The following is a 21,407-nucleotide window of genomic DNA, read 5'->3' on the forward strand; positions in this document are numbered from 1 at the left end:
GGGAGGAGGCGGCGTGCGCGTGCTGGGCGTCGACCCGGGGCTGACCCGGTGCGGGGTCGGCGTGGTCGAGGGAGTGCCGGGCCGCCCCTGCACCCTGGTCGCCTACTACGTGGTCTACACCGACCCCGGCGAAGACCTGCCGCTGCGCCTGCTGCACCTGGACCGCTCGCTCACCGACCTGGTCGCCGAGCACCGCCCCGACGCCGTGGCGGTCGAGCGGGTCTTCAGCCAGCACAACGTGCGCACCGTGATGGGCACCGCCCAGGCCAGCGGGATCGCGGTGCTCGCCGGGGCGCGGGCCGGGCTGCCCGTGCAGACCTACACGCCGAGCGAGGTGAAGGCGGCGGTGACCGGTTCCGGCCAGGCCGACAAGGCGCAGATGACCGCCATGGTCACCCGGCTGCTGCGGCTGCCCGAGCCGCCCCGCCCGGCCGACGCCGCCGACGCCCTGGCCCTGGCCATCTGCCACGTCTGGCGCGGCGGCACCCGGTCCAAGCTGGCCGCCGCCGCCGAGCGGGCACGACGAGGAGGAGCGCGATGATCGCCAGCGTGCGCGGCACGGTGACCGCGACCGGTCCGGACCACGCCGTGGTGGAGGTGGGCGGCATCGGCCTGGCCGTGCAGTGCGCCCCCGGCACCCTCGCCGAGCTGCGGGTCGGCCAGCCCGCGCGGCTGGCCACCAGCCTGGTGGTGCGGGAGGACTCGCTCACCCTCTACGGCTTCGCCGACGACGACGCCAAGCAGCTCTTCGAGCTGCTCCAGACCGCCAGCGGGGTGGGGCCGCGGCTGGCCCAGGCGGTGCTCGCCGTGCACACCCCCGACGCGGTCCGCAAGGCCATCGCCAACGCCGACACCGCCGCACTGACCCGGGTGCCCGGCATCGGCAAGAAGGGCGCCGAGCGGCTCGTCCTCGAACTGCGGGACCGGATCGGCCCGGTGCCGGTGGGCGTCGACGGCGCGGCCGGGGTGACCGCCGGCGCCTGGCCGGACCAGGTCCGCCAGGCCCTAGTCGGGCTCGGCTGGACCGCCGCCCAGGCCGAGCAGGCGGTGGCCGCGGTCGCGGAGACCGTCGACGGGGAGACCCCGCCCGTGCCGGTCCTGCTCAAGCAGGCCATCCGCCTCCTGGGCCGCGCGCGATGATGAGCGCGAGGAGTGAGCCGGGCTTGCGAGCCCCGCAGTCGCGAATGAAGGCCAGCGCATGAGCAACGAGAACCTGGTCTCGGCGTACGTCAGCGACGCCGAACGGGACGCGGAGGCCAGCGTCCGGCCGAAACGGCTGGAGGAGTTCATCGCCCAGCACCGGGTCCGCGACCAGCTCGACCTGCTGCTTCAGGGCGCCATGCGGCGCGGCTCCCCGCCCGACCACATCCTCCTGTCCGGGCCGCCTGGCTTGGGTAAGACCACCCTCGCCAACATCGTGGCCGCCGAGCTGGGCTCGGGGATCCGGGTGACCAGCGGGCCGGCGATCGAGCGGTCCGGCGACCTGGCCGCCATCCTGACCAGTCTCGCCGAGGGCGACGTGCTCTTCATCGACGAGATCCACCGGATCGCCAAGCCGGCCGAGGAGCTGCTCTACAGCGCCATGGAGGACTTCCGGGTCGACGTGATCGTCGGCAAGGGGCCGGGGGCGACGGCCATTCCGCTCGACGTCGAGCCGTTCACCCTGGTCGGGGCGACCACCCGGTCCGGCCTGCTCACCGGGCCGATGCGGGACCGGTTCGGTTTCGTCGCGCACCTCGACTTCTACGCACCGGCCGATCTGGAGACGCTGCTGCACCGGTCCGCCCGGATCCTCGGCGTGCCGATCACCGAGGAGGGAGCGGCGGAGATCGCCGGCCGGTCCCGGGGCACGCCCCGGATCGCCAACCGGCTGCTGCGCCGGGTCCGCGACTTCGCCGAGGTCCGCGCCGAGGGGGTGGTCAACCTGGTGACCGCCCGGGCCGCCCTGACCGTCTACGACGTCGACGCGCTCGGCCTGGACCGGCTGGACCGTGCCGTGCTCACCGCGCTGGTCGACTCCTTCCGGGGCGGCCCGGTCGGGCTCTCCACGCTGGCCGTGGCGGTGGGGGAGCAGCCGGACACGGTCGAGGAGGTGTGCGAGCCCTTCCTGGTCCGGGCCGGGTTGCTGGCGCGAACGCCGCGCGGCCGGGTCGCCACCGCGGCCGCCTGGCACCATCTGGGGCGTACACCGCCGAATGGTACATTTGGCGCGGATGCCGCTCCGGTGCCCGATCTGTTCTCGGCGCAGACCGATCAGCCGTGATCCGAACGTGATCTGTACCGCATTCGGTGTTCTCAGGTGCAGGGATTAGACTTCGCCGCGGCTTGTACAGGACGTGAGAATCCGCCTCCGCTCCGGCACCTCACACGGGTGGGAGTGGAGACCAATGGGAAGGTCGACAACCGTGCAAAACCTTGCAGCGGGTGGTGGAGGGGCCGGCGGTCTGACGCCGATCCTCATGATCGCTCTGCTCTTCGGCGTCATGTACTTCATGATGATCCGCCCCCAGCAGAAGCGTCGCCGTGAGGCCGAGCAGATGCAGTCCGCGCTCGGCGTGGGCGACGAGGTGGTCACCATCGGCGGGCTCTACGGCACGGTGACCGGGGTCGAGGACGAGACCGTCCTGCTCGAGGTCGCCCCGGGCGTGCAGACCCGGTACGCCCGCCCGGCGATCGCCCGCGTGGTCAAGCGGGTCGAGGTTCCGGAGGCCGAGACGATCTCCGAGGAAGCCGAGTCGGTCAAGGAGTGACACCGGCCCCGGACGGGGCAGCGGATTCACTCACACAAGTGGATAGTTGGGTCGGCGTCCGACGCCGGCACGCGGGGAACCCCGCGCGACGCCGTCGCGTCGTGCGCCGGGGAGGCGTGCCGTCCGGCGGCGCCGGCCCCCCGGAGCAGTCGGGCGGACACCCCCGGCCCGACAATCTCGCCGCTGCCGAAGCGGCGCGACCGTACAGGGAGACAGGACAGCCGTGGCACCACCTCAGGGACAGATGCGCCCCGGACGGCAGCTCGCCGTGCTCGGGTTCATCTTCGTCGTCCTCTATCTTTTGGTGTTCTTCTCGGGCGGCGCCAGCGGTGGCTGGAAGGATCGGTTGGAGCCGCGGCTCGGCCTGGACCTCATCGGCGGCACCCGGATGACGCTCGAGGCCACCAACACCGTGGACGGCAAGCCCCCGACCTCCGCCAACCTGGAGGAAGCGCGGCAGATCATCGAGAACCGGGTCAACGCCTACGGCGTGGCCGAGGCCGAGGTGGTCACCGAGGGCAACCGGAACATCGTCATCTCCCTGCCGGGCCAGAACCGGGACCTGACGGACGTCGGTGAGGCCGCCGAGCTGCGCTTCCGCAAGGTGCTCAAGGCCACCGACGGCAGCGGCGCCGCCGCCGCGCCGGCCCCGACCGCCAGCGCCACCCCGGCTCCCTCGGGCAGCGCCACTCCGGCCCCGTCGGGCAGCGCCACCCCGAAGCCCTCCGGCAGCGCCTCGCCCAAGGTGACCTCGTCGCCGAGCGCCGGCGGGCAGGGCGGCATGGCCCCGACGCCGAGCGCCAGCGCCGCCGCGCCGACCCCGTCGGCGACGCCGAGCGCCGCCGCGCCGAGCCCGAGCGCCAGCGCCGAGCCGGTGCCGCAGAGCGTCGAGCAGCAGCGCAAGGCCATCGAGCAGAAGGTGGGTGCGGCCGCCTGGGCTGCCGCGTCCGGCCTCCAGGCGCCGGCCGACCTGACCGCCGACCCGTCGCTGGCCGACAAGCTCAAGCCGTTCGGCACGCTCTCCCCGCAGGAGGTCGCGGTGCTGCCGGTCGGGATGCAGTTCAACGTCCCGACCATCACCTGCGCCCAGCTCGACGACCGCCCGGCGGCGTCGATCAAGGACGAGAACCAGCAGGCGGTGGCCTGCGAGTCCGGCGCCAAGTACCTGCTCGACAAGGCCAAGGTGCTGGGCACCGACGTCAAGAACGCCTCCGCCCAGCTCGACCAGACCAGCTCCTGGGTGGTCAGCCTGAACTTCACCGGCAAGGGCCAGGAGAAGTGGACCGCGCTGACCCGCGAGGCCTTCAACAACGAGGGTCAGGCCTGCGACCAGACCGCGCTCGGCCAGGACGGCAAGTGCCGGGTCGCCGTGGTGCTGGACAACGAGATCGTCTCGTCCCCGGAGATCCAGGGCGTGCTGACCGGTGACTCGCAGATCACCGGCAGCTTCGACAACAAGAGCGCCAACGCGCTGGCGAGCCAGCTCCGCTACGGCGCCCTGCCGGTGACCTTCGAGCCGCAGGAGAGCCAGAATGTCACGGCGACGCTGGGCGACAGCCACCTGAAGGCGGGCCTGCTGGCGGCCGGCATCGGCATGCTGCTGGTCATCATCTACTCGTTCTTCTACTACCGGCTGCTCGGCTCGGTCATCTTCCTGAGCCTGGTGCTCTCGGCGCTGCTGGTCTTCGGCGCGCTGGTGGTGCTCGGCCGGTCGATCGGGTTCACGCTCACCCTCGCCGGCATCGCCGGCATGATCGTCTCACTCGGTGTGGCGGCGGACTCGTTCGTCATCTACTTCGAACGGCTCAAGGACGAGATCCGGGAGGGGCGCAGCCCGCGCAGCGCGGTGCCGCGGGCGTGGGTCCGGGCCCGGCGGACGATCATCTCGGCGAACGCCATCACCCTGATGTCGGCCGTGGTGCTCTACATCGTCTCGGTCGGCGCGGTGAAGGGCTTCGCCTTCGCGCTCGGCCTGGCGACCGTCCTCGACCTGGTCGTCGTGTTCCTCTTCCGCCACCCGATCATGACGATGTTCGCCCGCACCCGGGCGTTCCTGTCCCCGCGGGTCAGCGGCCTGGGCCGGGCGCTCCCGGCCCGGTCGGCGGAGGCGGGCACCGGCCGCAACCCGCGCGTCAAGGAGGCCTGAGATGGCTAAGAGTGGTCTGGCCGCCCGCCTCTACCGGGGCGAGGCCGATCTCAACATCGTCGGCAAGCGCAAGCTCTGGTTCGGCGTGGCCGGCGTGCTCGTGCTGGTCGCCGTGCTGAGCTTCGTGATCAGCGGCTTCAAGCTCGGCATCGAGTTTGCCGGCGGCAACTCGTTCCAGGTGCCGGCCAGCGTCGGCACGCTGGAGCAGGCCGAGACGAAGGTCGACGCGGCGCTCGCGGCCAAGGGCGGCGGCGCCGAGGTGGTCACCGCGCAGAAGGTCGGCAGCACCAGCGGCGAGTACTACGAGCTGCGCACCGGGCAGCTCACCGCGGAGCAGGCCAACCAGGTCAAGACCGAGATGGCGCAGTCGTTCGGGATCCAGCCCGACCAGATCAGCGGCAGTCAGGTCTCCGAGGCGTGGGGCAGTCAGGTGACCTCCCGCGCCCTCCTCGGCCTGGTGATCTTCGTGGCCGTCGTGGCGATCTACCTGATCCTCCGCTTCGAGTGGCGGATGGCGGCCGCCGCGATCGCGTCGCTCTTCACGAACCTGGTGCTCACGGCCGGCATCTACTCGCTGGTCGGCTTCGAGGTCACCCCGTCGACGATCATCGGCTTCCTCACCATCCTGGGCTTCGCGCTCTACGACGTGGTGGTGGTCTTCGACAAGGTCCAGGAGAACACCCGGGGCATCACCGCCAACAACAACCAGACCTACGGCGAGGCCGCCAACCTGGCGTTGAACCAGAGCCTCATGCGGTCGCTGAACACCTCGGTGGTCGCGCTGCTCCCGGTCGGCGGCCTGCTCTTCATCGGTGCCGGCCTGCTGGGCGCGGGCACCCTGAAGGACCTGGGTCTGGTGCTCTTCGTCGGTATGGCGGTGGCCTTCCTGACCTCGATCCTGCTGGCCACCCCGCTGCTGGTGCTGCTCAAGAACCAGGACCCGCGGATCAGCGCGCACCACAAGCGGGTGCTGGCCCGCCGGGGCGCCATCTCCCGTGGCGAGGTCACCCCGAAGGGCGCGCCGCGGGCCGCGGCGGCCAGCGCCGACGAGGCCATCGACCCCGAGGCGGCCGCCCTGGCCGGCGCCGCCCCGAAGGTCGGCGCCCGACCGGCCGGCAAGCGACCCACCGGCGCCCGGGGCGGCCGCCCGGCCGGCGGCGGGGGCAACCGGCCCGGTGGCGCGAAGCGCCGCTGACCGCACACCCGGTAGCGATCGACCCGGCGGCGTCCGCCATGCTGTGAAAGCGGCATGACGGACGCCGCCGTCGTTCGAGAGGACATGGGACGCACCGTGACGGAGACCCACACCACCGGGGTACGGGGAGACAGCGGCCCGGAGGTCGCCCGACTGGTCGCCAGCCGCGTGCTGGACGTGCCGGACTTCCCCAAGCCCGGGGTCATGTTCAAGGACCTGATGCCGCTCTTCGCCGACGGCACGGCCTTCCGCGAGGTGATCGACGGGATCATCGCGTACCACGGGCGGGACTCGTTCGACGCGGTGGTCGGCATCGAGGCCCGCGGGTTCGTGCTCGCCGCGGCGGTCGCGTACGCCACCGGGGTCGGCGTGGTGCCGGTGCGCAAGGCCGGGAAGCTGCCCCGGGCCACCCACTCGGCCACCTACGCGCTGGAGTACGGCGAGGCGACCCTGGAGGTGCACCAGGACGCCTTCACGGCCGGACACCGGGTCCTGGTCCTGGACGACGTGCTCGCCACCGGCGGCACCGCCGAGGCGACCCTGGACCTGGTGGAGCGGGCCGGCGGCACGGTAACCGGCTTCACCGTCCTGATGGAGCTGGGCTTCCTCAAGGGGCGGGAGCGGCTCGCCCCGCGTCCGGTCCATGCCCTGCTGACCGTTTGACCCCACCGGGCCCGTCGGGCGGACCTGGTGCGGTCCGTCCGGCGGAGCGGCGGCGTACCCTGCGTACGGGTAGCATTGCCCTTTGCTTGACCGGGCGGGTGACCGTCCGGCGGCGCGGAGCTGCCGGGGCCGCGAGGTTCCGATGCCCGGCGCGGAACAACTCCGGCCCCTCGGCCGGTTGGACAGGACGTCGGCCGGACGGCCGGCGCTTCCCGGCGAGCGGTGAGGAGGCCGGTGTCCCACGATGTCGTCCCTCCGGTGGAGGGCACGGTGCACCCGACAGGCGACGCGGACGGCTCGGTGACCGAGCGGAGCGGCAACCCGCCGGTGACCGGCCCCGGCGGCGGGCCCGACGGGAAGGCGGACGGCGGGGCGGTCGTCGTGCCGTTCCCGACCGACGGCGCGGCGGACCCCACGCCGGGCGCCGGCTTCGCCCTTTCCAACGCGCCGACCGGCCGCAGGGTGCGCGCCCGGCTGGCCCGGTTCAACGCGCCCTGGCAGACCTCGCAGGTCAGCGAGGTGCTGGAGCCGCTGATCGCCACGCACCGGGAGAACCACCCCAAGGCCGACGCCCGGCTGCTCCAGCGCGCCTTCGACACGGCCGCGCGCTGGCACTCGGGTCAGTACCGCAAGTCCGGTGACCCCTACATCACCCACCCGCTGGCCGTGGCGACCATCCTGGCCAACCTCGGTATGGACACCACCACCCTGGTCGCGGCGCTGCTGCACGACACGATCGAGGACACGGAATACACCCTCGACCAGATGCGCGCCGACTTCGGCGGCGAGGTGGCCCTGCTGGTCGACGGCGTCACCAAGCTCGACAAGGTCAAGCTGGGCGACGCGGCCAAGGCGGAGACGATCCGCAAGATGGTCGTCGCCATGGCGAAGGACCCTCGGGTCCTGGTGATCAAGCTGGCCGACCGGCTGCACAACATGCGCACCCTGACCTTCCTGCCCCGCCCCAAGCAGGAGCAGAAGGCCAAGGAGACGCTGGAGATCCTCGCCCCGCTGGCCCACCGCCTCGGTATGAACACCATCAAGTGGGAGCTGGAGGATCTGGCCTTCGGCACCCTGTTCCCGAAGCGGTTCGAGGAGATCAACCGGCTGATCGGCGAGCACCAGCCGCAGCGCGAGGCGCTGCTGCGCCAGGTCACCCAGAAGGTGTCCACCGACCTCAAGGCCGCCAAGATCAAGGCGGAGACCACCGGCCGGCCGAAGCACCTCTACTCGATCTACCAGAAGATGATCGTGCGGGGGCGCGACTTCAACGACATCTACGACCTGGTCGGGGTGCGGATCCTGGTCGACACGGTGCGCGACTGCTACGCGGCGCTGGGCGTCATCCACGCCAACTGGCAGCCGGTGCCGGGCCGGTTCAAGGACTACATCGCCATGCCCAAGTTCAACATGTACCAGTCGTTGCACACGACGGTCATCGGGCCCACCGGCAAGCCGGTGGAGATGCAGATCCGCACCTACGCGATGCACCGCACCGCCGAGTTCGGCATCGCCGCGCACTGGAAGTACAAGGAGCACAAGGGCACCCTGGTGGTCGGCCCGCCGGCGCACATCGACGAGATGACCTGGCTGCGCCAACTGCTGGACTGGCAGCGGGAGGCGGCCGACCCGAGCGAATTCCTCGACGCGCTCCGGTTCGACCTGTCCAGCCAGGAGGTGTACGTCTTCACCCCGAAGGGTGACGTCATCCCGCTGCCGACCGGGTCGACGCCGGTGGACTTCGCGTACGCGGTGCACACCGAGGTCGGGCACAAGTGCATCGGCGCGCGGGTCAACGGCAAGCTGGTGCCGCTGGAGTCGACGCTGTCCAACGGCGACGTGATCGAGATCTTCACCTCGAAGTCCGACACGGCCGGCCCGACGCAGGACTGGCTCGGTTTCGTCAAGAGCCCGCGCGCCCGCACCAAGATCCGCCAGTACTTCAACAAGGAGCGGCGCGAGGAGGCGATCGAGGCCGGCAAGGACTCGATCGTCAAGGCGATGCGCAAGCAGGGCATGCCGTTGCAGCGGATGCTCACCTCGGACGCGCTGATGGCGATCGCCCGCGACCTGCACCTGGCCGACGTGGCGTCGCTCTACGCGGCGGTCGGCGACAGCCAGGTCTCCGCCCAGTCGGTCGTGCAGAAGCTGATGGCGGCGTACGGCGGCGAGGAGGGCGCGGCGGAGGACATCGCCGAGACCGCCGTCGCCACCCGGCCGCCGCGCAGCCGGCAGAGCAGCAGCGACCCGGGCGTTGTCGTCCGGGGCGTGAGCGACGTCTGGATCAAGCTGGCGCGCTGCTGCACGCCGGTGCCGCCGGACGCCGTCTTCGGCTTCGTCACCCGCTCCGGCGGCGTGAGTGTGCACCGGGACGACTGCGCCAACGCGGAGGACCTGCGCGCGCAGAGCGAGCGGGTGGTCGAGGTGAGCTGGAAGCTCACCTCCGCCTCGACCTTCCTGGTGGCCATCCAGGTGGAGGCGCTGGACCGGCACAAGCTGCTGGCCGACGTCACCCGGGTGCTCTCCGACGAGCGGGTCAACATCCTCTCCGCGACGGTCACCACCACCCGGGACCGGGTGGCGGTGAGCCGGTTCAGCTTCGAGATGGCCGACCCGAAGCACCTGGGGCACCTGCTGGCCGCGGTCCGCAAGGTCGACGGTGTCTTCGATGCCTACCGGGTCACCTCGGGGGCCTGAGACCGGGAACACGGGAAGCGCCCGCCGGCTGACCGCCGGCGGGCGCTTCGTCGTCGTACGGGCGGGTCAGCCGCCCTGGATGCCGCTCATGGTCAGCTTGTTGATGACGATCTCCTTCTTCGGGTGACCGCCACCCGACTGCTGGGCGAAGGCGCCGTCGTCACCGGCCGCGGCGACCTGCTTCACCAGGTCCATGCCGCCGGTGACGGTGCCCAGTACGGTGTAGTTCGGGTCGAGCTGGGAGTCGCCGTAGACGATGAAGAACTGGCTGCCGGTGCTGCCCGGCTGGGCGGAGTTGGCCATCGCGATGACGCCCTCCGGGTAGGGGGGCCGCTTGTCGGTGGGCAGGTTCTCCTCGGCCAGGTTGAAGCTCGGGCCGCCGGTGCCGTCGGTCTCCCGCCAGCCCTTGCCGGTCGCGCTCGGGTCACCGCACTGGAGCACCTTGATGCCCTCGGTGACGAGCCGGTGGCACTTGGTGTTGTCGAAGAAGCCCTTGCTGGCCAGGTGGGTGAAGCTGCCGGCGGTGCAGGGCACCAGGCTCCGGTCGAGCTTCGCGGTGATCGGGCCCAGGTTGGTGTCGATCGTCATCGTCTGGGTGCCCTTGTTGGCCTGCTGGTTCGGGGGCAGCCCGACGTCCTTGATCTGCTTCGGGCGCCCCTCCTTGGGGACCTCGTTGTACGCGCACTGGGAGAACCCGCCCCCGCCGGCGTTGTTCTGCTTGTTGTCGTCGCCGCCGAGCGAGGTGGCGAGCCAGACGGTGCCGGCCACGACGAGCACCAGCACGGCCGCGGCGCCGACGATGGCCTGGGTCTGCCGGCGCTTGCGGGCCTTGGTGGCGCGTTCGGCCATCTCCCGCTCGAGGCGGGCCCGCGCCGCTGCGCGCTGCCGCTCTCTCGTGGACGTCACGGTCACTCCTCACATGCTTCTCGGGTACGGCGGTGCTCGCCGCTGCTCAGGGTGGGGCGGCCGGGTCAGCCGGCGCTGGGGCTCGCCGCCGGCGCGCTCGTGGCGGCCGGCGCGGCGTTCGGCTCGCCGACGGTGAGGCTCTGGATCACCACGTCCGTCGTCGGCTTGACCTTGGCCCCACTCCCATTGTCCACGGTCGGCAGGGCACCGATCTTCTCCACCACGTCGAGGCCGCCGGTGACCTTGCCGACGACGGTGTACGCCGGCTTGGCCGGGCTGAAGTCCTTGAAGAAGATCAGGAACTGGCTGCCGTTGCTGCCGGGCGGATTGCCGATCATGGCGACCGTGCCCTTCGGGTACGCCGGGGGCCTCGCCGGCGCCGGCGAGGCCGACGGGCTGGCCTCCGGCGTGCTGGGGACGTTCTCGTTGTAGAACGAGTAGGTCGGGCCGCCGATGCCGCTGCCGCTCGGGTCGCCGCAGCGCAGCGCCCCCTCGGTGGTGATCTCGTGGCACTTGGTGTTGTCGTAGAACGACTTGCCGGCCAGGAACGAGATGCTCGCGGCGCCGCACGGGGCGGCGGCCAGGTCCAGGTCGGCGGTGATCGGGCCGCCCTGGTTGGTGGTGACCGTCATGGTGCGGGTGCCCTCGGTGGGCAGGCCGGTGGTGGCCGGGGTGCCCACGTCCTTGAGGTTGGTGTTGGCCGTGGCGTCCTGCGGCGTCCAGAGGCAGGTGTCCTCGGCGGCCTGCTTCTTCGGCTCGGAGTCGAAGGCGCCGAGCGCCCAGGCCGAGCCGACCACGATGAGCGCGAGCACCACGGCGGCGCCGACGCCGGCCTGGATCTGCCGGCGGCGCTTGGTGGCCGCGGCCCGCCGGGCGAGCTGCCGGTCGAGCTTGGCCCGCGCCAGTTTGCGCTGCCGGTCCCTGCTGGAAGCCACCCGTGCTCCCCTTCCTCTACCCTGGTCCTCGCCGGCGCCGGGCGCTGTCCGCCCGCTGTCGCGGGGGTGCGCCACGCCACACGCCCGCCAGAGTGTACGGGTACCGGCTGGGAAAGTGGTGTACGAGGTCCGGCCTCGGTTTATCGGGCGTTGTCACTGTGCCTGGCGGGGCGACTGGGGCCGGTGGTCGGCGAAACCCGGTCGCCCGTGCGACTAGGCTACCGACAGGGACGACGACCGGACGGAAGGGGAGCGGACGTGCTCGTGGCCGGCTTTCCCGCGGACGCCTTCGGCACCAACTGCTACGTGGTGGCGACCGCGCCGGGGGAGCAGTGCGTGGTGCTCGACCCCGGCATCGGGGTCCTCGACCGGCTCGACGCCGTGCTCGCCGAGCACCGCCTGCACCCGGCCGCCGTGCTGCTCACCCACGGCCACCTCGACCACACCTTCTCGGTGGCCCCGGTCTGCGGCGCGCGGGGCATCCCCGCGTACGTCCACCCGGAGGACCGGGAGCTGCTGGCCGACCCGGCCAAGGCGCTCTCGATGGACCTCACCCAGCTCTTCGGCGGGCGGCTGCCGTACGCCGAGCCGGAGGACGTGGCGGAGCTGACCGACGGCGCGACGCTGTCGCTGGCCGGGTTGGAGATCACCGTCGACCACGCCCCCGGCCATACCGGCGGGTCGGTGCTGTTCCGGATGCCCGGCGCCGGCTCGCCCTGGGAGGCCGACCAGATCTGCCTCTCCGGTGACGTGCTCTTCGCCGGCTCGATCGGCCGCACCGACCTGCCGGGCGGCAGCATGCCCCGCATGCTGGCCAGCCTCCGGGAGAAGGTTCTCCCGCTGGCCGACGACACCGTCGTCCTGCCCGGCCACGGCCCGCAGACCACCATCGGCCGCGAGCGCGCGACCAACCCGTACCTCGTCGAGGTGTCGGGCATCGGCGGCGCGCGCCCGGCCGCGCCCACCCGCGGCCTGTAACCCGGCCGCGACCCACGACCTCACCGCGCGGTCCCGCGCGGCGCCCAAGGAGTACGCGATGAGCAAGCCCACGCCCATCTCCGGTTTCCCGGAGTGGACGCCCGCCCAGCGCATGATCGAGCAGTTCGTGCTCGACCGGATCCGCGCCACCTTCGAGCTGTACGGCTTCGCGCCGCTGGAGACCCGCTCGGTCGAGCCCCTGGACCAGCTGCTGCGCAAGGGGGAGACCTCGAAGGAGGTCTACGTGCTGCGCCGGCTCCAGGCGGACACCGACGGTCCGGCCGGTGACGACGCGCTCGGCCTGCACTTCGACCTCACCGTGCCGTTCGCCCGGTACGTGCTGGAGAACGCCGGCAAGCTCCAGTTCCCGTTCCGCCGCTACCAGATCCAGAAGGTGTGGCGGGGTGAGCGCCCGCAGGAGGGCCGCTACCGGGAGTTCCTCCAGGCCGACATCGACATCGTCGACCGGGACACCCTCGCCCCGCACCACGAGGCGGAGATGCCGCTGGTGATCGGCGACGCGCTGCGCTCGCTGCCGATCCCGCCGGTGCGCGTCCAGGTGAACAACCGCAAGATCTGCGAGGGCTTCTACCGGGGCGTCGGGCTGACCGACCCGGAGGCGGCGCTGCGCGCCGTCGACAAGCTCGACAAGATCGGCCCGGCGAAGGTCGCCGAGCTGCTGGCGGAGACCGCCGGGGCGAGCGAGGCGCAGGCGAAGGCGTGCCTGGCGCTGGCCGAGATCTCCGCGCCGGACGCCTCGTTCGCCGACGCGGTGCGCGCCCTCGGGGTGACCGACCCGCTGCTCGACGAGGGCATCGCGGAGCTGGTCGCGGTGGTGGAGACCGCCGCCGCGCACTCGCCCGGTCTCTGCGTCGCCGACCTGCGGATCGCCCGCGGCCTCGACTACTACACGGGCACGGTCTACGAGACGCAGATGATCGGCTACGAACGGTTCGGCTCGGTCTGCTCCGGCGGCCGGTACGACAACCTGGCCAGCTCCGGCGCCACCCGCTTCCCCGGGGTGGGCATCTCGATCGGGGTGACCCGGCTGCTCGGCCTGCTCTTCGGCGCGGGCGCGCTGTCGGTCTCGCGGGACGTGCCGACCTGCGTGCTGGTCGCGGTGACCGCCGAGGAGGAGCGGGCGGCCAGCAACCGGGTGGCCGAGGCGTTGCGCTCCCGGGGCATCCCGACCGAGGTGTCGCCGAGCGCCGCGAAGTTCGGCAAGCAGATCCGGTACGCCGAGCGGCGCGGCATCCCGTACGTCTGGTTCCCCGGGGCAGATGGCGACGAGGTGAAGGACATCCGTTCGGGCGAGCAGGTGGCCGCCGCGGCGGGGGAGTGGACGCCGCCCCGGGCCGACCTGAAGCCGCTGGTCGGGCCGGCTGCGGCTGGCGTCTGACGCCGATTGGACCTACGGTGGCGTAAGTTACGCCACCGTAGGGAGATCGCCGTGACCGTGCTCAGCCAGACCGCCCTGCTCCTCGAACTCGAACCCGTGGTCGAGAAGAACCTCGACCGGCACCTGTCGCTGGCCAAGGAGTGGTTCCCGCACGAGTACGTGCCGTGGAGCCAGGGGCGGACCTTCGACGGCCCGCTCGGCGGCGAGCCGTGGACAGAGGGGGACTCGACCATCCCCGAGGTGGCGCGGACGGCGCTGATCGTCAACCTGCTCACCGAGGACAACCTGCCCTCGTACCACCACGAGATCGCCACGCTGTTCGGACGGGACGGCGCGTGGGGGACCTGGGTGCACCGGTGGACCGCCGAGGAGGGGCGGCACGGCACGGCGATCCGCGACTATCTGACGGTGACCCGGGCGGTCGACCCGGTGGTCCTGGAGCAGGCCCGGATGACGCACATGTCGGCGGGCTACGTCAACACCCACGACGACGAGGTGCTGCACTCGCTGGCGTACGTCTCGTTCCAGGAACTGGCCACGCGGATCTCGCACCGCAACACCGGCCGGGCGACCGGCGACCCGACCTGTGAGGCGTTGCTGGCCCGGGTTGCGGCCGACGAGAACCTGCACATGGTCTTCTACCGCAACCTGCTCGGCGCCGCCTTCGAGCTGGCACCGAGCCAGGCCATGCGAGCCGTGGCCGACGTGCTGGCCGACTTCCAGATGCCGGGCGTCGGCATCGACGGCTTCGCCCGCAAGTCGGTGGCGATCGCCCTGGCCGGCATCTACGACCTGCGCCAGCACCGGGACGAGGTGGTGGTCCCGGTGCTGCGCCAGTGGAATCTCTTCGAGGTGACCGGGCTGGACGCCGACGGCGAGGCCGCCCGCGACCAGATCGCCGCCCAGCTGGAGAGCCTGGAGACCCAGGCGTCCCGGTTCGAGGAGAAGCGCGCGGCCCGCGCCGCCCGCCTCGCCGCGGCCCGCTGAGCGCGGGCCCCGGGCGCGGCCGCCGCCGGCTCTCGGGACCGCGGCCGGTGCCGGGAGCGGCTCTCGCGCCGCGGCCCGGGTCAGGCGGGCTGGTCGAGGGGGAAGATCAGGCAGCTCGACGTGGCGTGGGCGATCAGCCGGTCCCGCGCGTCGGTCAGCCGGGCCTCGGCCAGGGCGATGCGGCGGCCGCGCTGGAGCACCGTGCCCTCGCAGCGCAGGGTGCCGCTGGCGACCGTGACCGGGCGGAGGAACTTCACGTTCAAATCCAGCGAGGTGTAGCCGACGCCGGCCGGCAGGGTGGTGTGCACGGCGCACGCGGCGGCGGTGTCCAGCAGCGTGGAGAGGACGCCGCCGTGCACGGTGCCCAGCGGGTTGTAGTGGAACTCCTGCGGCACCAGCTCGACCGCCACGCGACCCTCGTCCGCCTCCATCCGGGCCATGTCGATGAGGTGCATGACCGGCGGTGCGGCCAGTTCCCCGGCGATCATCGCGCGCAGCAACTCCAGGCCGCCGCGCCGGCCGATGTGCGCGGCCCCGGCGACCGGGTCGGACCAGGTGAACGTGCGGCTGCGCTCCTGCGTCTGTGTCATGGACTCAGCCTCGCAGCGCATTGCTGAGTCTGTCAATCAGACCTAGCCTGGTCGGCATGAGACCCGCGGCACTGGACTGGTCGGTGGAGAACTGCACCATCGCCCGCGCCATGGAGATCCTCGGCGAGCGGTGGACCCTGGTCGTGCTCCGGGAGGTCTTCAACGGCGTGCGCCGTTTCGACGACATGCGGGTGCGCACCGGCATCCCCCGGCAGGTGCTCACCAACCGGTTGGCCATGCTGGTCGAGCAGGGGGTGCTGCGCCGGGAGCCGTACCGGGAGCCGGGCAGCCGGCTGCGGCACGAGTACCGGCTCACCGACAAGGGACTCGACCTCTGGCCGGTGCTGGTGGCGGTGCTCGGCTGGGGTGATCGCTACCTGGCCGACCCGGAGGGTCCGCCGCTGGCCGTAACCCACCGCGACTGCGGCGCCGAGGTGCGGCCGGCGTTGCGGTGCGCCGAGGGGCACGAGGTGACCGACCCGCGCGACGTGGTGCCGCGCCCCGGCCCGGGGGCTCGCCGCCGGGTCTGAACGCGCCGGCCGGCTCTGACAGCCGATGTCGTTGATGTTGCTTCGCGGTTACATCGCGCGGCCCTGCGAATTCGGGCAAAGTCATGTCTTGCTTAGGATCTTAAATATGTGAATACTTTGGTGACCCGGCCGGTTTCCCCAGGTCGGCCGGGTTGTCCCCGGGCACGTCCGCATGACAGTGCCCGTCACCCCCATCCGGAGGTTGTTACATGCGACCCACGAGGTCCACGCTCCGCCGCGCCGTTGTCGTCGCGGTGGCCGGCACCCTGGTCACCGGATCACTGCTCGGCGCACCCGCCCAGGCGGCCCCCGCCTCGCCCGCCTCGCCCGACGCCGCCGCCGCCCTCGCCACGAAGCTCGGTGACCGCGCGGCCGGCGCGTACGCCGACAGCAGCGGCACAATGATCGTCGCGGTGACCGACGCCGCGGCCGCCCGCCAGGTCCGCGCCGCGGGCGCCACCCCGAAGCTCGTCACCCGGGGCGCCGCCCAGCTCAAGGCGGCCACCAGCGAGCTGGAGCGGTCCGCCAAGATCCCGGGCACCGCCTGGTGGACCGACCCGGCCACCAACCAGGTCGTCGTCTCCGTGGACAGCACCGTGACCGGCGCCAAGCTGGACAAGGTCAAGGCCGCCGTTTCGCGCACCAACGGCGCGACGCGGATCGTCTCCGAGCCCGGCGTGCTCAGCAAGCGCCTCTCCGGCGGCCAGGCCATCTACACCGGCGGCTACCGCTGCTCGCTGGGCTTCAACGTCCGCAGCGGCAGCACCTACTACTTCCTCACCGCCGGGCACTGCACCAACCTGGGCTCGACCTGGTACTCGAACTCCAGCCAGACCACCGTGCTGGGCAGCCGGGCCGGCACCAGCTTCCCGGGCAACGACTACGGCATCGTGCGCTACACCAACGGCAGCACGCCGCCCGGCAACGTCTACCTCTACAACGGCAGCTACCAGGACATCACCACGGCCGGCAACGCGTACGTGGGCCAGAGCGTCCGGCGCAGCGGCAGCACCACCGGCCTGCGCAGCGGCAGCGTCAGCGCCACCAACGCGACCGTGAACTACGCCGAGGGCAGCGTCTCCGGCCTCATCCGGACCAACGTCTGCGCCGAGGGCGGCGACAGCGGCGGCTCGCTCTTCGCCGGCAGCACCGCCCTGGGTCTCACCTCCGGTGGCAGCGGCAACTGCTCCTCCGGCGGCACCACCTACTTCCAGCCGGTCACCGAGCCGCTGAGCGTCTACGGCGTCAGCGTCTACTGATCGACCGCACGCGAACGGGCCGCCGGGCGACCGGCGGCCCGTCCGCGTTCGTGGATCTCCGGACTGAGCGCCGCCGGGCGGGGTACGTTCCGCCCGGTGAGCACGCCCGTGACCACCCCACCCACGCAGCCGGCGTCCGCCTGGGCGCCGCTGCGGATCGCCGCGTTCCGCAGCCTCTGGCTGGCCGTGCTGGCCAGCAACGTCGGCACCTGGATGCAGACCGTCGGCGCCCAGTGGCTGCTGGTGGACCAGCCCAACGCGCCGACCCTGGTCTCCCTGGTGCAGACCGCCAGCATGCTGCCGGTGCTGCTGCTCGCCCTGCCGGCCGGCGCCCTCGCCGACACCTTCGACCGGCGGCGGCTACTGATCGCCGTGCAGGGCTTCCTGGTCGCGGTCGGCGTCCTGCTCACGGCGCTGACCTCGGCCGACCGGATGCCGCCGGCCCTGCTGCTGACCCTCACCTTCGGCCTCGGCATCGGGCAGGCGCTCACCCTGCCCGCCTGGCAGGCGGTGATCCCCGAACTGGTGCCCCGGGCGCAGCTCGTCTCCGCCTCGGCGCTCGGCTCGATCAGCGTCAACCTGGCCCGCTCGGTCGGGCCCGCGGTGGCCGGCGTGCTGGTGGCCCGGGCCGGCGTCGCGCTGGTCTTCGCGGTCAACGCCGTCTCGTTCGCGGTCTTCGCGCTGGCGCTGCTGCGCTGGCATCCCGACCGGCCGGACACCGAGCCGACGCCGGAACGGTTCACCGCGGCGCTGCGGGCCGGCGGCCGGTACGTCCGGCACTCCCCGGTGGTCCGCCGGATCCTGCTGCGCGCCGCCCTGTTCGTGGTGCCGGGCAGCGCGCTGTGGGCGCTGCTGCCGCTGGTCGCCAGCCGTCGGCTCGGCCTGGGCGCCGGCGGGTACGGTCTGCTGCTCGGCGCGCTCGGCGTCGGCGCGGTGGCCGGCGCCCTGGTGCTGCCCCGGGTCCGCCGGGTGCTCTCCAGCAACCGGCTGCTGCTCCTCGCCGGCCTGCTCTACGCCGGAGTGCTGCTGGTGCTCGCGCTGGTGCCGGAGCCGGCCGTGGCGGTGGCCGCGCTGGTGCCCGCCGGGCTGGCCTGGATGACCGTGCTGTCCAGCGTCAACGCCGCGATGCAGCTGTTCCTCCCCGGCTGGGTACGCGCCCGCGGCCTGTCGGTCTACCAGATGTTCTTCGCCGGCGGGCAGGCGCTCGGCGCGGTCGCCTGGGGCGCGCTCGGCGAGGTCAGCGGCCTGGTCGGGGCGCTCACCGCGGCCGCCGTGGTGATGGCGGTCGGCGCGCTCAGCGTGCTGCTCTGGCCGCTGCGGGAGACCCGCGGCGTGGACCGCGACCCGGCGATCTACTGGCCGGAGCCGAACCTGGCCCTGGAGCCGCAGCCGCGCGGCGGCCCGGTGCTGGTCACCGTCTCCTACACGGTTCGCCCGGAACGGCAGCCCGACTTCGTCGAGGCGATGCGGGCGGTCGGCCGGTCCCGGCGGCGGAGCGGGGCGATGCGCTGGGGGCTGTTCCGGGCCGGGGAGCGGACGCACGGCTTCGTCGAGGTCTACCAGGTGCCGTCCTGGGAGGAGCACCTGCGCCAGCACGGCGGCCGGCTCACCGGGGCGGACCGGGCCGCCGAGGAACGGGCCCGGGCGCTGGCCGAGGACGACGTACGGGTCAACCACCTGCTCCCGGCCGACCCGGACTGACCGGCGGCCCGCCCGGCCGGGGCGGGCCGGCCACCGGCAGGTCCGGTCGCCGCGCCGACCAGCGGCGGTGCGCCCGGCGGGCGGAGAGGACCGCGGCCAGCGGCCAGAGCGCGACGGCCAGCGCGGCCACCCGCTCGGCCAGCCCGGTCCGCGACCCGCCGGTCACCTCGACGACGAACCAGCCGAAGAGGACCAGCAGCAGCGCGGTCGCGGCCAGCGCCACCGGCCGGCGGAACGCCCACGGCGGCGTGCCGGCGGGCGAGGCGGCCACGCCGCGCCGCACGGCCCGGGGCAGCCGCAGCGCCGACCCGGCCGGCCAGAGCGACAGGGCGAGCACCGCGACCGTCGCCACCGTCCCGTGCGCCGGCGAACCGCCGACCTGCGGCCGGGGGAAGGCGATCAGCGCGATGGTGGCGGTCCCGCCGAGCGCGAGCAGGAACCGGCTGGGCAGCCCGGCCGCGTGCAGGACCAGCGCGGTGCCCACGTAGCGGCAGCCGAGCAGCACCAGGCAGCCCGCCATGAGCCACGAATCGGTGGCGCCCTCGCCGGCCAACTCGCTGATCGTGTCCCGGACCGGGTCGTAGCCCGCCGGCTGCCGTGCGCCCGCCGCCGTCCAGCCCGCCACCAGCAGGACGGGCGCCGCCGCGGCCGTGGCCACGGCCCAGCTCGGTACGGCACGCACCCGGCCACGGTAACCGCCCGGCCCGGCCCCGGTCCGGGGTTCGGCGCAGGGCCGGCCTGGCGGGTGCCCGGGAGCCGGCCCGCCCGCCCTGACAGAATGCGGGGAGCAGAGGTGGACCAGATGAGGAGACGCAAGCCGTGATCCGTACCCACAATGCCGGAAGCCTGCGCGCCGCGGACGCCGGCTCGACGGTGACGCTCGCCGGGTGGGTGGCCCGCCGGCGCGACCACGGCGGTGTCATCTTCGTCGACCTGCGCGACGCCTCCGGCGTCGTGCAGGTGGTCTTCCGCGAGGAGGACGCGCACGCGCTGCGCAACGAGTTCTGCGTGAAGGTGACCGGCGAGGTGACCCGCCGCCCCGAGGGCAACGAGAACCCCGACCTGCCGACCGGCGAGGTCGAGGTGACCGCCACCGCGCTGGAGGTGCTCTCCGAGGCCGCGCCGCTGCCGCTGCCGGTCGACGACCAGATCGAGGCCGGCGACGACATCCGGCTCAAGTACCGCTACCTCGACCTGCGTCGCGGCGGCCCGGCGAAGGCCATGCGGCTGCGCTCGCGGGCCAACCAGCTCGCCCGCTCGGTGCTGCACGAGCGGGACTTCCTGGAGATCGAGACGCCGACGCTGACCCGCTCCACCCCGGAGGGCGCCCGCGACTTCCTGGTGCCGGTCCGCCTCCAGCCGGGCAGCTGGTATGCGCTGCCGCAGTCGCCGCAGCTGTTCAAGCAGCTGCTCATGGTCGGCGGCATGGAGCGCTACTACCAGATCGCCCGCTGCTACCGGGACGAGGACTTCCGCGCCGACCGGCAGCCGGAGTTCACCCAGCTCGACATCGAGATGTCCTTCGTCACCGAGGACGACGTGATCGACCTCGGCGAGGCGATCGTCGCGGCGCTCTGGTCCGACCTGGCCGGCTACGAGATCCCCCGGCCGATCCCGCGGATCACCTGGCACGACGCCATGTCGCGGTACGGCTCGGACAAGCCGGACCTGCGCTACGGCGTCGAGCTGACCGAGCTGACCGACTACCTGCGCGGCACCGAGTTCCGGGTCTTCGCCGGCGCCATCGACGCGGGCGGCTACGTGGGCGCGGTGGTCATGCCGGGCGGCGCGAGCCAGACCCGCAAGGAGCTGGACGGCTGGCAGGACTGGGCCAAGGCGCGCGGTGCGCGGGGCCTGGCGTACGTGGTGCTCGACGCGGAAACCGGCGAGGCGCGCGGCCCGGTGGCCAAGAACCTCTCCGAGGCGCACCTGGCCGGCCTGGCCGACGCGGTCGGCGCGAAGCCGGGCGACGCCGTCTTCTTCGCCGCCGGCGCCGACGCCCGGGAGGCGCAGGAGCTGCTCGGCGCCGCACGGATCGAGATCGCCAAGCGGGCCAAGCTGGTCGACGAGAGCGCCTGGGCGTTCTGCTGGGTGGTCGACGCGCCAATGTTCGAGAAGACCGACGAGGGCGGCTGGACCGCCGTGCACCACCCCTTCACCTCGCCGAACGCCGAGTGGGTGGACCGGTTCGAGGAGGCGCCGGACCGGGCGCTGGCCTACGCGTACGACATCGTGTGCAACGGCAACGAGATCGGTGGCGGCTCGATCCGTATCCACCGCGGCGACGTGCAGCAGCGGGTGTTCGACCTGCTCGGCATCACCGCCGAGGAGGCGCAGGACAAGTTCGGCTTCCTGCTGGAGGCGTTCAAGTACGGCGCCCCGCCGCACGGCGGCATCGCCTTCGGCTGGGACCGGGTCTGCATGCTGCTGGCCGGCGCGGACTCGATCCGCGAGGTCATCGCCTTCCCGAAGACCCGCGGCGGCTTCGACCCGCTGACCGGCGCGCCGACGCCGATCACCGCCCAGCAGCGCACCGAGGCCGGCATCGACGCCAAGCCGAAGGCGCCCACGGGCCCGCACGCCGGCACCGCCGGCCCGGCCGCCCCGGTGGCCGACCCCACCTGATCCCGAGTCGACGACAGGCCCGCGTCATGATGGCGCGGGCCTTTCG

The 21,407-nt window shown here is 72.8% G+C and carries 19 protein-coding genes; 15 read left to right on the forward strand and 4 right to left on the reverse strand.

Annotated elements, in window-relative coordinates:
• Positions 1-13: 13 nt before the first annotated feature.
• The 8 genes from ruvC (at position 14) to ACFYPD_RS19935 (ending at position 9,451) form a co-directional block, all read left to right on the forward strand.
• Entirely contained in the window at positions 14-541 is a 528-nt protein-coding gene (gene ruvC / locus ACFYPD_RS19900; protein ID WP_387115325.1) for a crossover junction endodeoxyribonuclease RuvC, read from the forward strand.
• Positions 538-1,140, forward strand: coding sequence for a Holliday junction branch migration protein RuvA (gene ruvA, locus ACFYPD_RS19905; RefSeq protein WP_387115328.1), 603 nt, complete (start codon positions 538-540; stop codon positions 1,138-1,140). The genes ruvC and ruvA overlap by 4 nt, the downstream gene beginning before the upstream one ends.
• 58 nt (positions 1,141-1,198) lie before the next feature.
• The gene (gene ruvB, locus ACFYPD_RS19910) at positions 1,199-2,263 is read left to right on the forward strand and encodes a Holliday junction branch migration DNA helicase RuvB (protein WP_387115331.1); all 1,065 of its coding nucleotides are present in this window, start codon (positions 1,199-1,201) and stop codon (positions 2,261-2,263) included.
• Positions 2,264-2,387: 124 nt separating this feature from the next.
• Positions 2,388-2,750, forward strand: coding sequence for a preprotein translocase subunit YajC (gene yajC, locus ACFYPD_RS19915; RefSeq protein ID WP_355056705.1), 363 nt, complete (start codon positions 2,388-2,390; stop codon positions 2,748-2,750).
• 223 nt (positions 2,751-2,973) lie between these two features.
• Positions 2,974-4,896 (forward strand): protein translocase subunit SecD, encoded by a 1,923-nt coding sequence (gene secD, locus ACFYPD_RS19920; protein ID WP_387115334.1) that lies wholly within the window; start codon positions 2,974-2,976, stop codon positions 4,894-4,896.
• 1 nt (position 4,897) lies between these two features.
• Positions 4,898-6,091, forward strand: a complete 1,194-nt coding sequence (secF, locus tag ACFYPD_RS19925) for a protein translocase subunit SecF (protein ID WP_387115337.1) — start codon at positions 4,898-4,900, stop codon at positions 6,089-6,091.
• A gap of 96 nt (positions 6,092-6,187) precedes the next feature.
• Positions 6,188-6,754: an adenine phosphoribosyltransferase gene (locus tag ACFYPD_RS19930; protein ID WP_387115341.1), complete on the forward strand. Its 567-nt coding sequence runs from the start codon at positions 6,188-6,190 to the stop codon at positions 6,752-6,754.
• Between the two features lie 258 nt (positions 6,755-7,012).
• A complete protein-coding gene (locus ACFYPD_RS19935) occupies positions 7,013-9,451 on the forward strand; it encodes a RelA/SpoT family protein (protein ID WP_387115608.1) in 2,439 nt (812 codons plus the stop codon).
• A 66-nt stretch (positions 9,452-9,517) separates the two neighbouring features.
• Here the strand turns inward: ACFYPD_RS19935 and ACFYPD_RS19940 are convergent, their stop codons facing one another.
• Positions 9,518-10,357 (reverse strand): peptidylprolyl isomerase, encoded by an 840-nt coding sequence (locus ACFYPD_RS19940; RefSeq protein ID WP_387115344.1) that lies wholly within the window; start codon positions 10,355-10,357, stop codon positions 9,518-9,520.
• A 65-nt stretch (positions 10,358-10,422) separates the two neighbouring features.
• Positions 10,423-11,292, reverse strand: coding sequence for a peptidylprolyl isomerase (locus ACFYPD_RS19945; RefSeq protein ID WP_387115347.1), 870 nt, complete (start codon positions 11,290-11,292; stop codon positions 10,423-10,425).
• A gap of 258 nt (positions 11,293-11,550) precedes the next feature.
• On the opposite strand from ACFYPD_RS19945, the gene ACFYPD_RS19950 reads away from it, so the two are divergent.
• The 3 genes from ACFYPD_RS19950 to ACFYPD_RS19960 are packed head-to-tail and all read left to right on the forward strand — an operon-like array spanning position 11,551 to position 14,656.
• Positions 11,551-12,270, forward strand: coding sequence for an MBL fold metallo-hydrolase (locus ACFYPD_RS19950; protein WP_387115350.1), 720 nt, complete (start codon positions 11,551-11,553; stop codon positions 12,268-12,270).
• 58 nt (positions 12,271-12,328) lie between these two features.
• Positions 12,329-13,669, forward strand: coding sequence for a histidine--tRNA ligase (gene hisS, locus ACFYPD_RS19955; protein WP_387115353.1), 1,341 nt, complete (start codon positions 12,329-12,331; stop codon positions 13,667-13,669).
• 51 nt (positions 13,670-13,720) lie between these two features.
• Entirely contained in the window at positions 13,721-14,656 is a 936-nt protein-coding gene (locus ACFYPD_RS19960; protein WP_387115356.1) for an acyl-ACP desaturase, read from the forward strand.
• A gap of 80 nt (positions 14,657-14,736) precedes the next feature.
• Here ACFYPD_RS19960 and ACFYPD_RS19965 read toward each other — a convergent pair whose 3' ends face one another.
• Complete coding sequence (locus tag ACFYPD_RS19965; protein ID WP_387115360.1) at positions 14,737-15,246, reverse strand: PaaI family thioesterase; 510 nt, start codon at positions 15,244-15,246, stop codon at positions 14,737-14,739.
• A 56-nt stretch (positions 15,247-15,302) separates the two neighbouring features.
• Between ACFYPD_RS19965 and ACFYPD_RS19970 the strand changes: the two genes are divergently transcribed.
• The 3 genes from ACFYPD_RS19970 to ACFYPD_RS19980 all read left to right on the forward strand — a co-directional run bounded on the left by ACFYPD_RS19970 (position 15,303) and on the right by ACFYPD_RS19980 (position 18,736).
• Positions 15,303-15,776 (forward strand): winged helix-turn-helix transcriptional regulator, encoded by a 474-nt coding sequence (locus tag ACFYPD_RS19970; protein WP_387115363.1) that lies wholly within the window; start codon positions 15,303-15,305, stop codon positions 15,774-15,776.
• Positions 15,777-15,985: 209 nt separating this feature from the next.
• Positions 15,986-17,035, forward strand: a complete 1,050-nt coding sequence (locus ACFYPD_RS19975; RefSeq protein WP_387115366.1) for a S1 family peptidase — start codon at positions 15,986-15,988, stop codon at positions 17,033-17,035.
• Positions 17,036-17,131: 96 nt separating this feature from the next.
• Positions 17,132-18,736 (forward strand): MFS transporter, encoded by a 1,605-nt coding sequence (locus ACFYPD_RS19980; protein WP_387115369.1) that lies wholly within the window; start codon positions 17,132-17,134, stop codon positions 18,734-18,736.
• Here the strand turns inward: ACFYPD_RS19980 and ACFYPD_RS19985 are convergent.
• Positions 18,705-19,418 carry a DUF998 domain-containing protein gene (locus ACFYPD_RS19985; protein ID WP_387115372.1) on the reverse strand — a complete coding sequence of 238 codons (714 nt, stop codon included), beginning with the start codon at positions 19,416-19,418 and terminating at the stop codon, positions 18,705-18,707. The genes ACFYPD_RS19980 and ACFYPD_RS19985 overlap by 32 nt on opposite strands.
• 137 nt (positions 19,419-19,555) lie before the next feature.
• Here ACFYPD_RS19985 and aspS point away from each other — a divergent pair, with 137 nt between their 5' ends.
• On the forward strand, positions 19,556-21,361 hold the full coding sequence (gene aspS / locus ACFYPD_RS19990; protein ID WP_387115377.1) for an aspartate--tRNA ligase: 1,806 nt from the start codon (positions 19,556-19,558) through the stop codon (positions 21,359-21,361).
• Positions 21,362-21,407 lie beyond the last annotated feature (46 nt).

Source organism: Micromonospora sp. NPDC005299 (assembly GCF_042872345.1).
In the GTDB taxonomy this organism is placed as follows: Bacteria; Actinomycetota; Actinomycetes; order Mycobacteriales; family Micromonosporaceae; genus Micromonospora.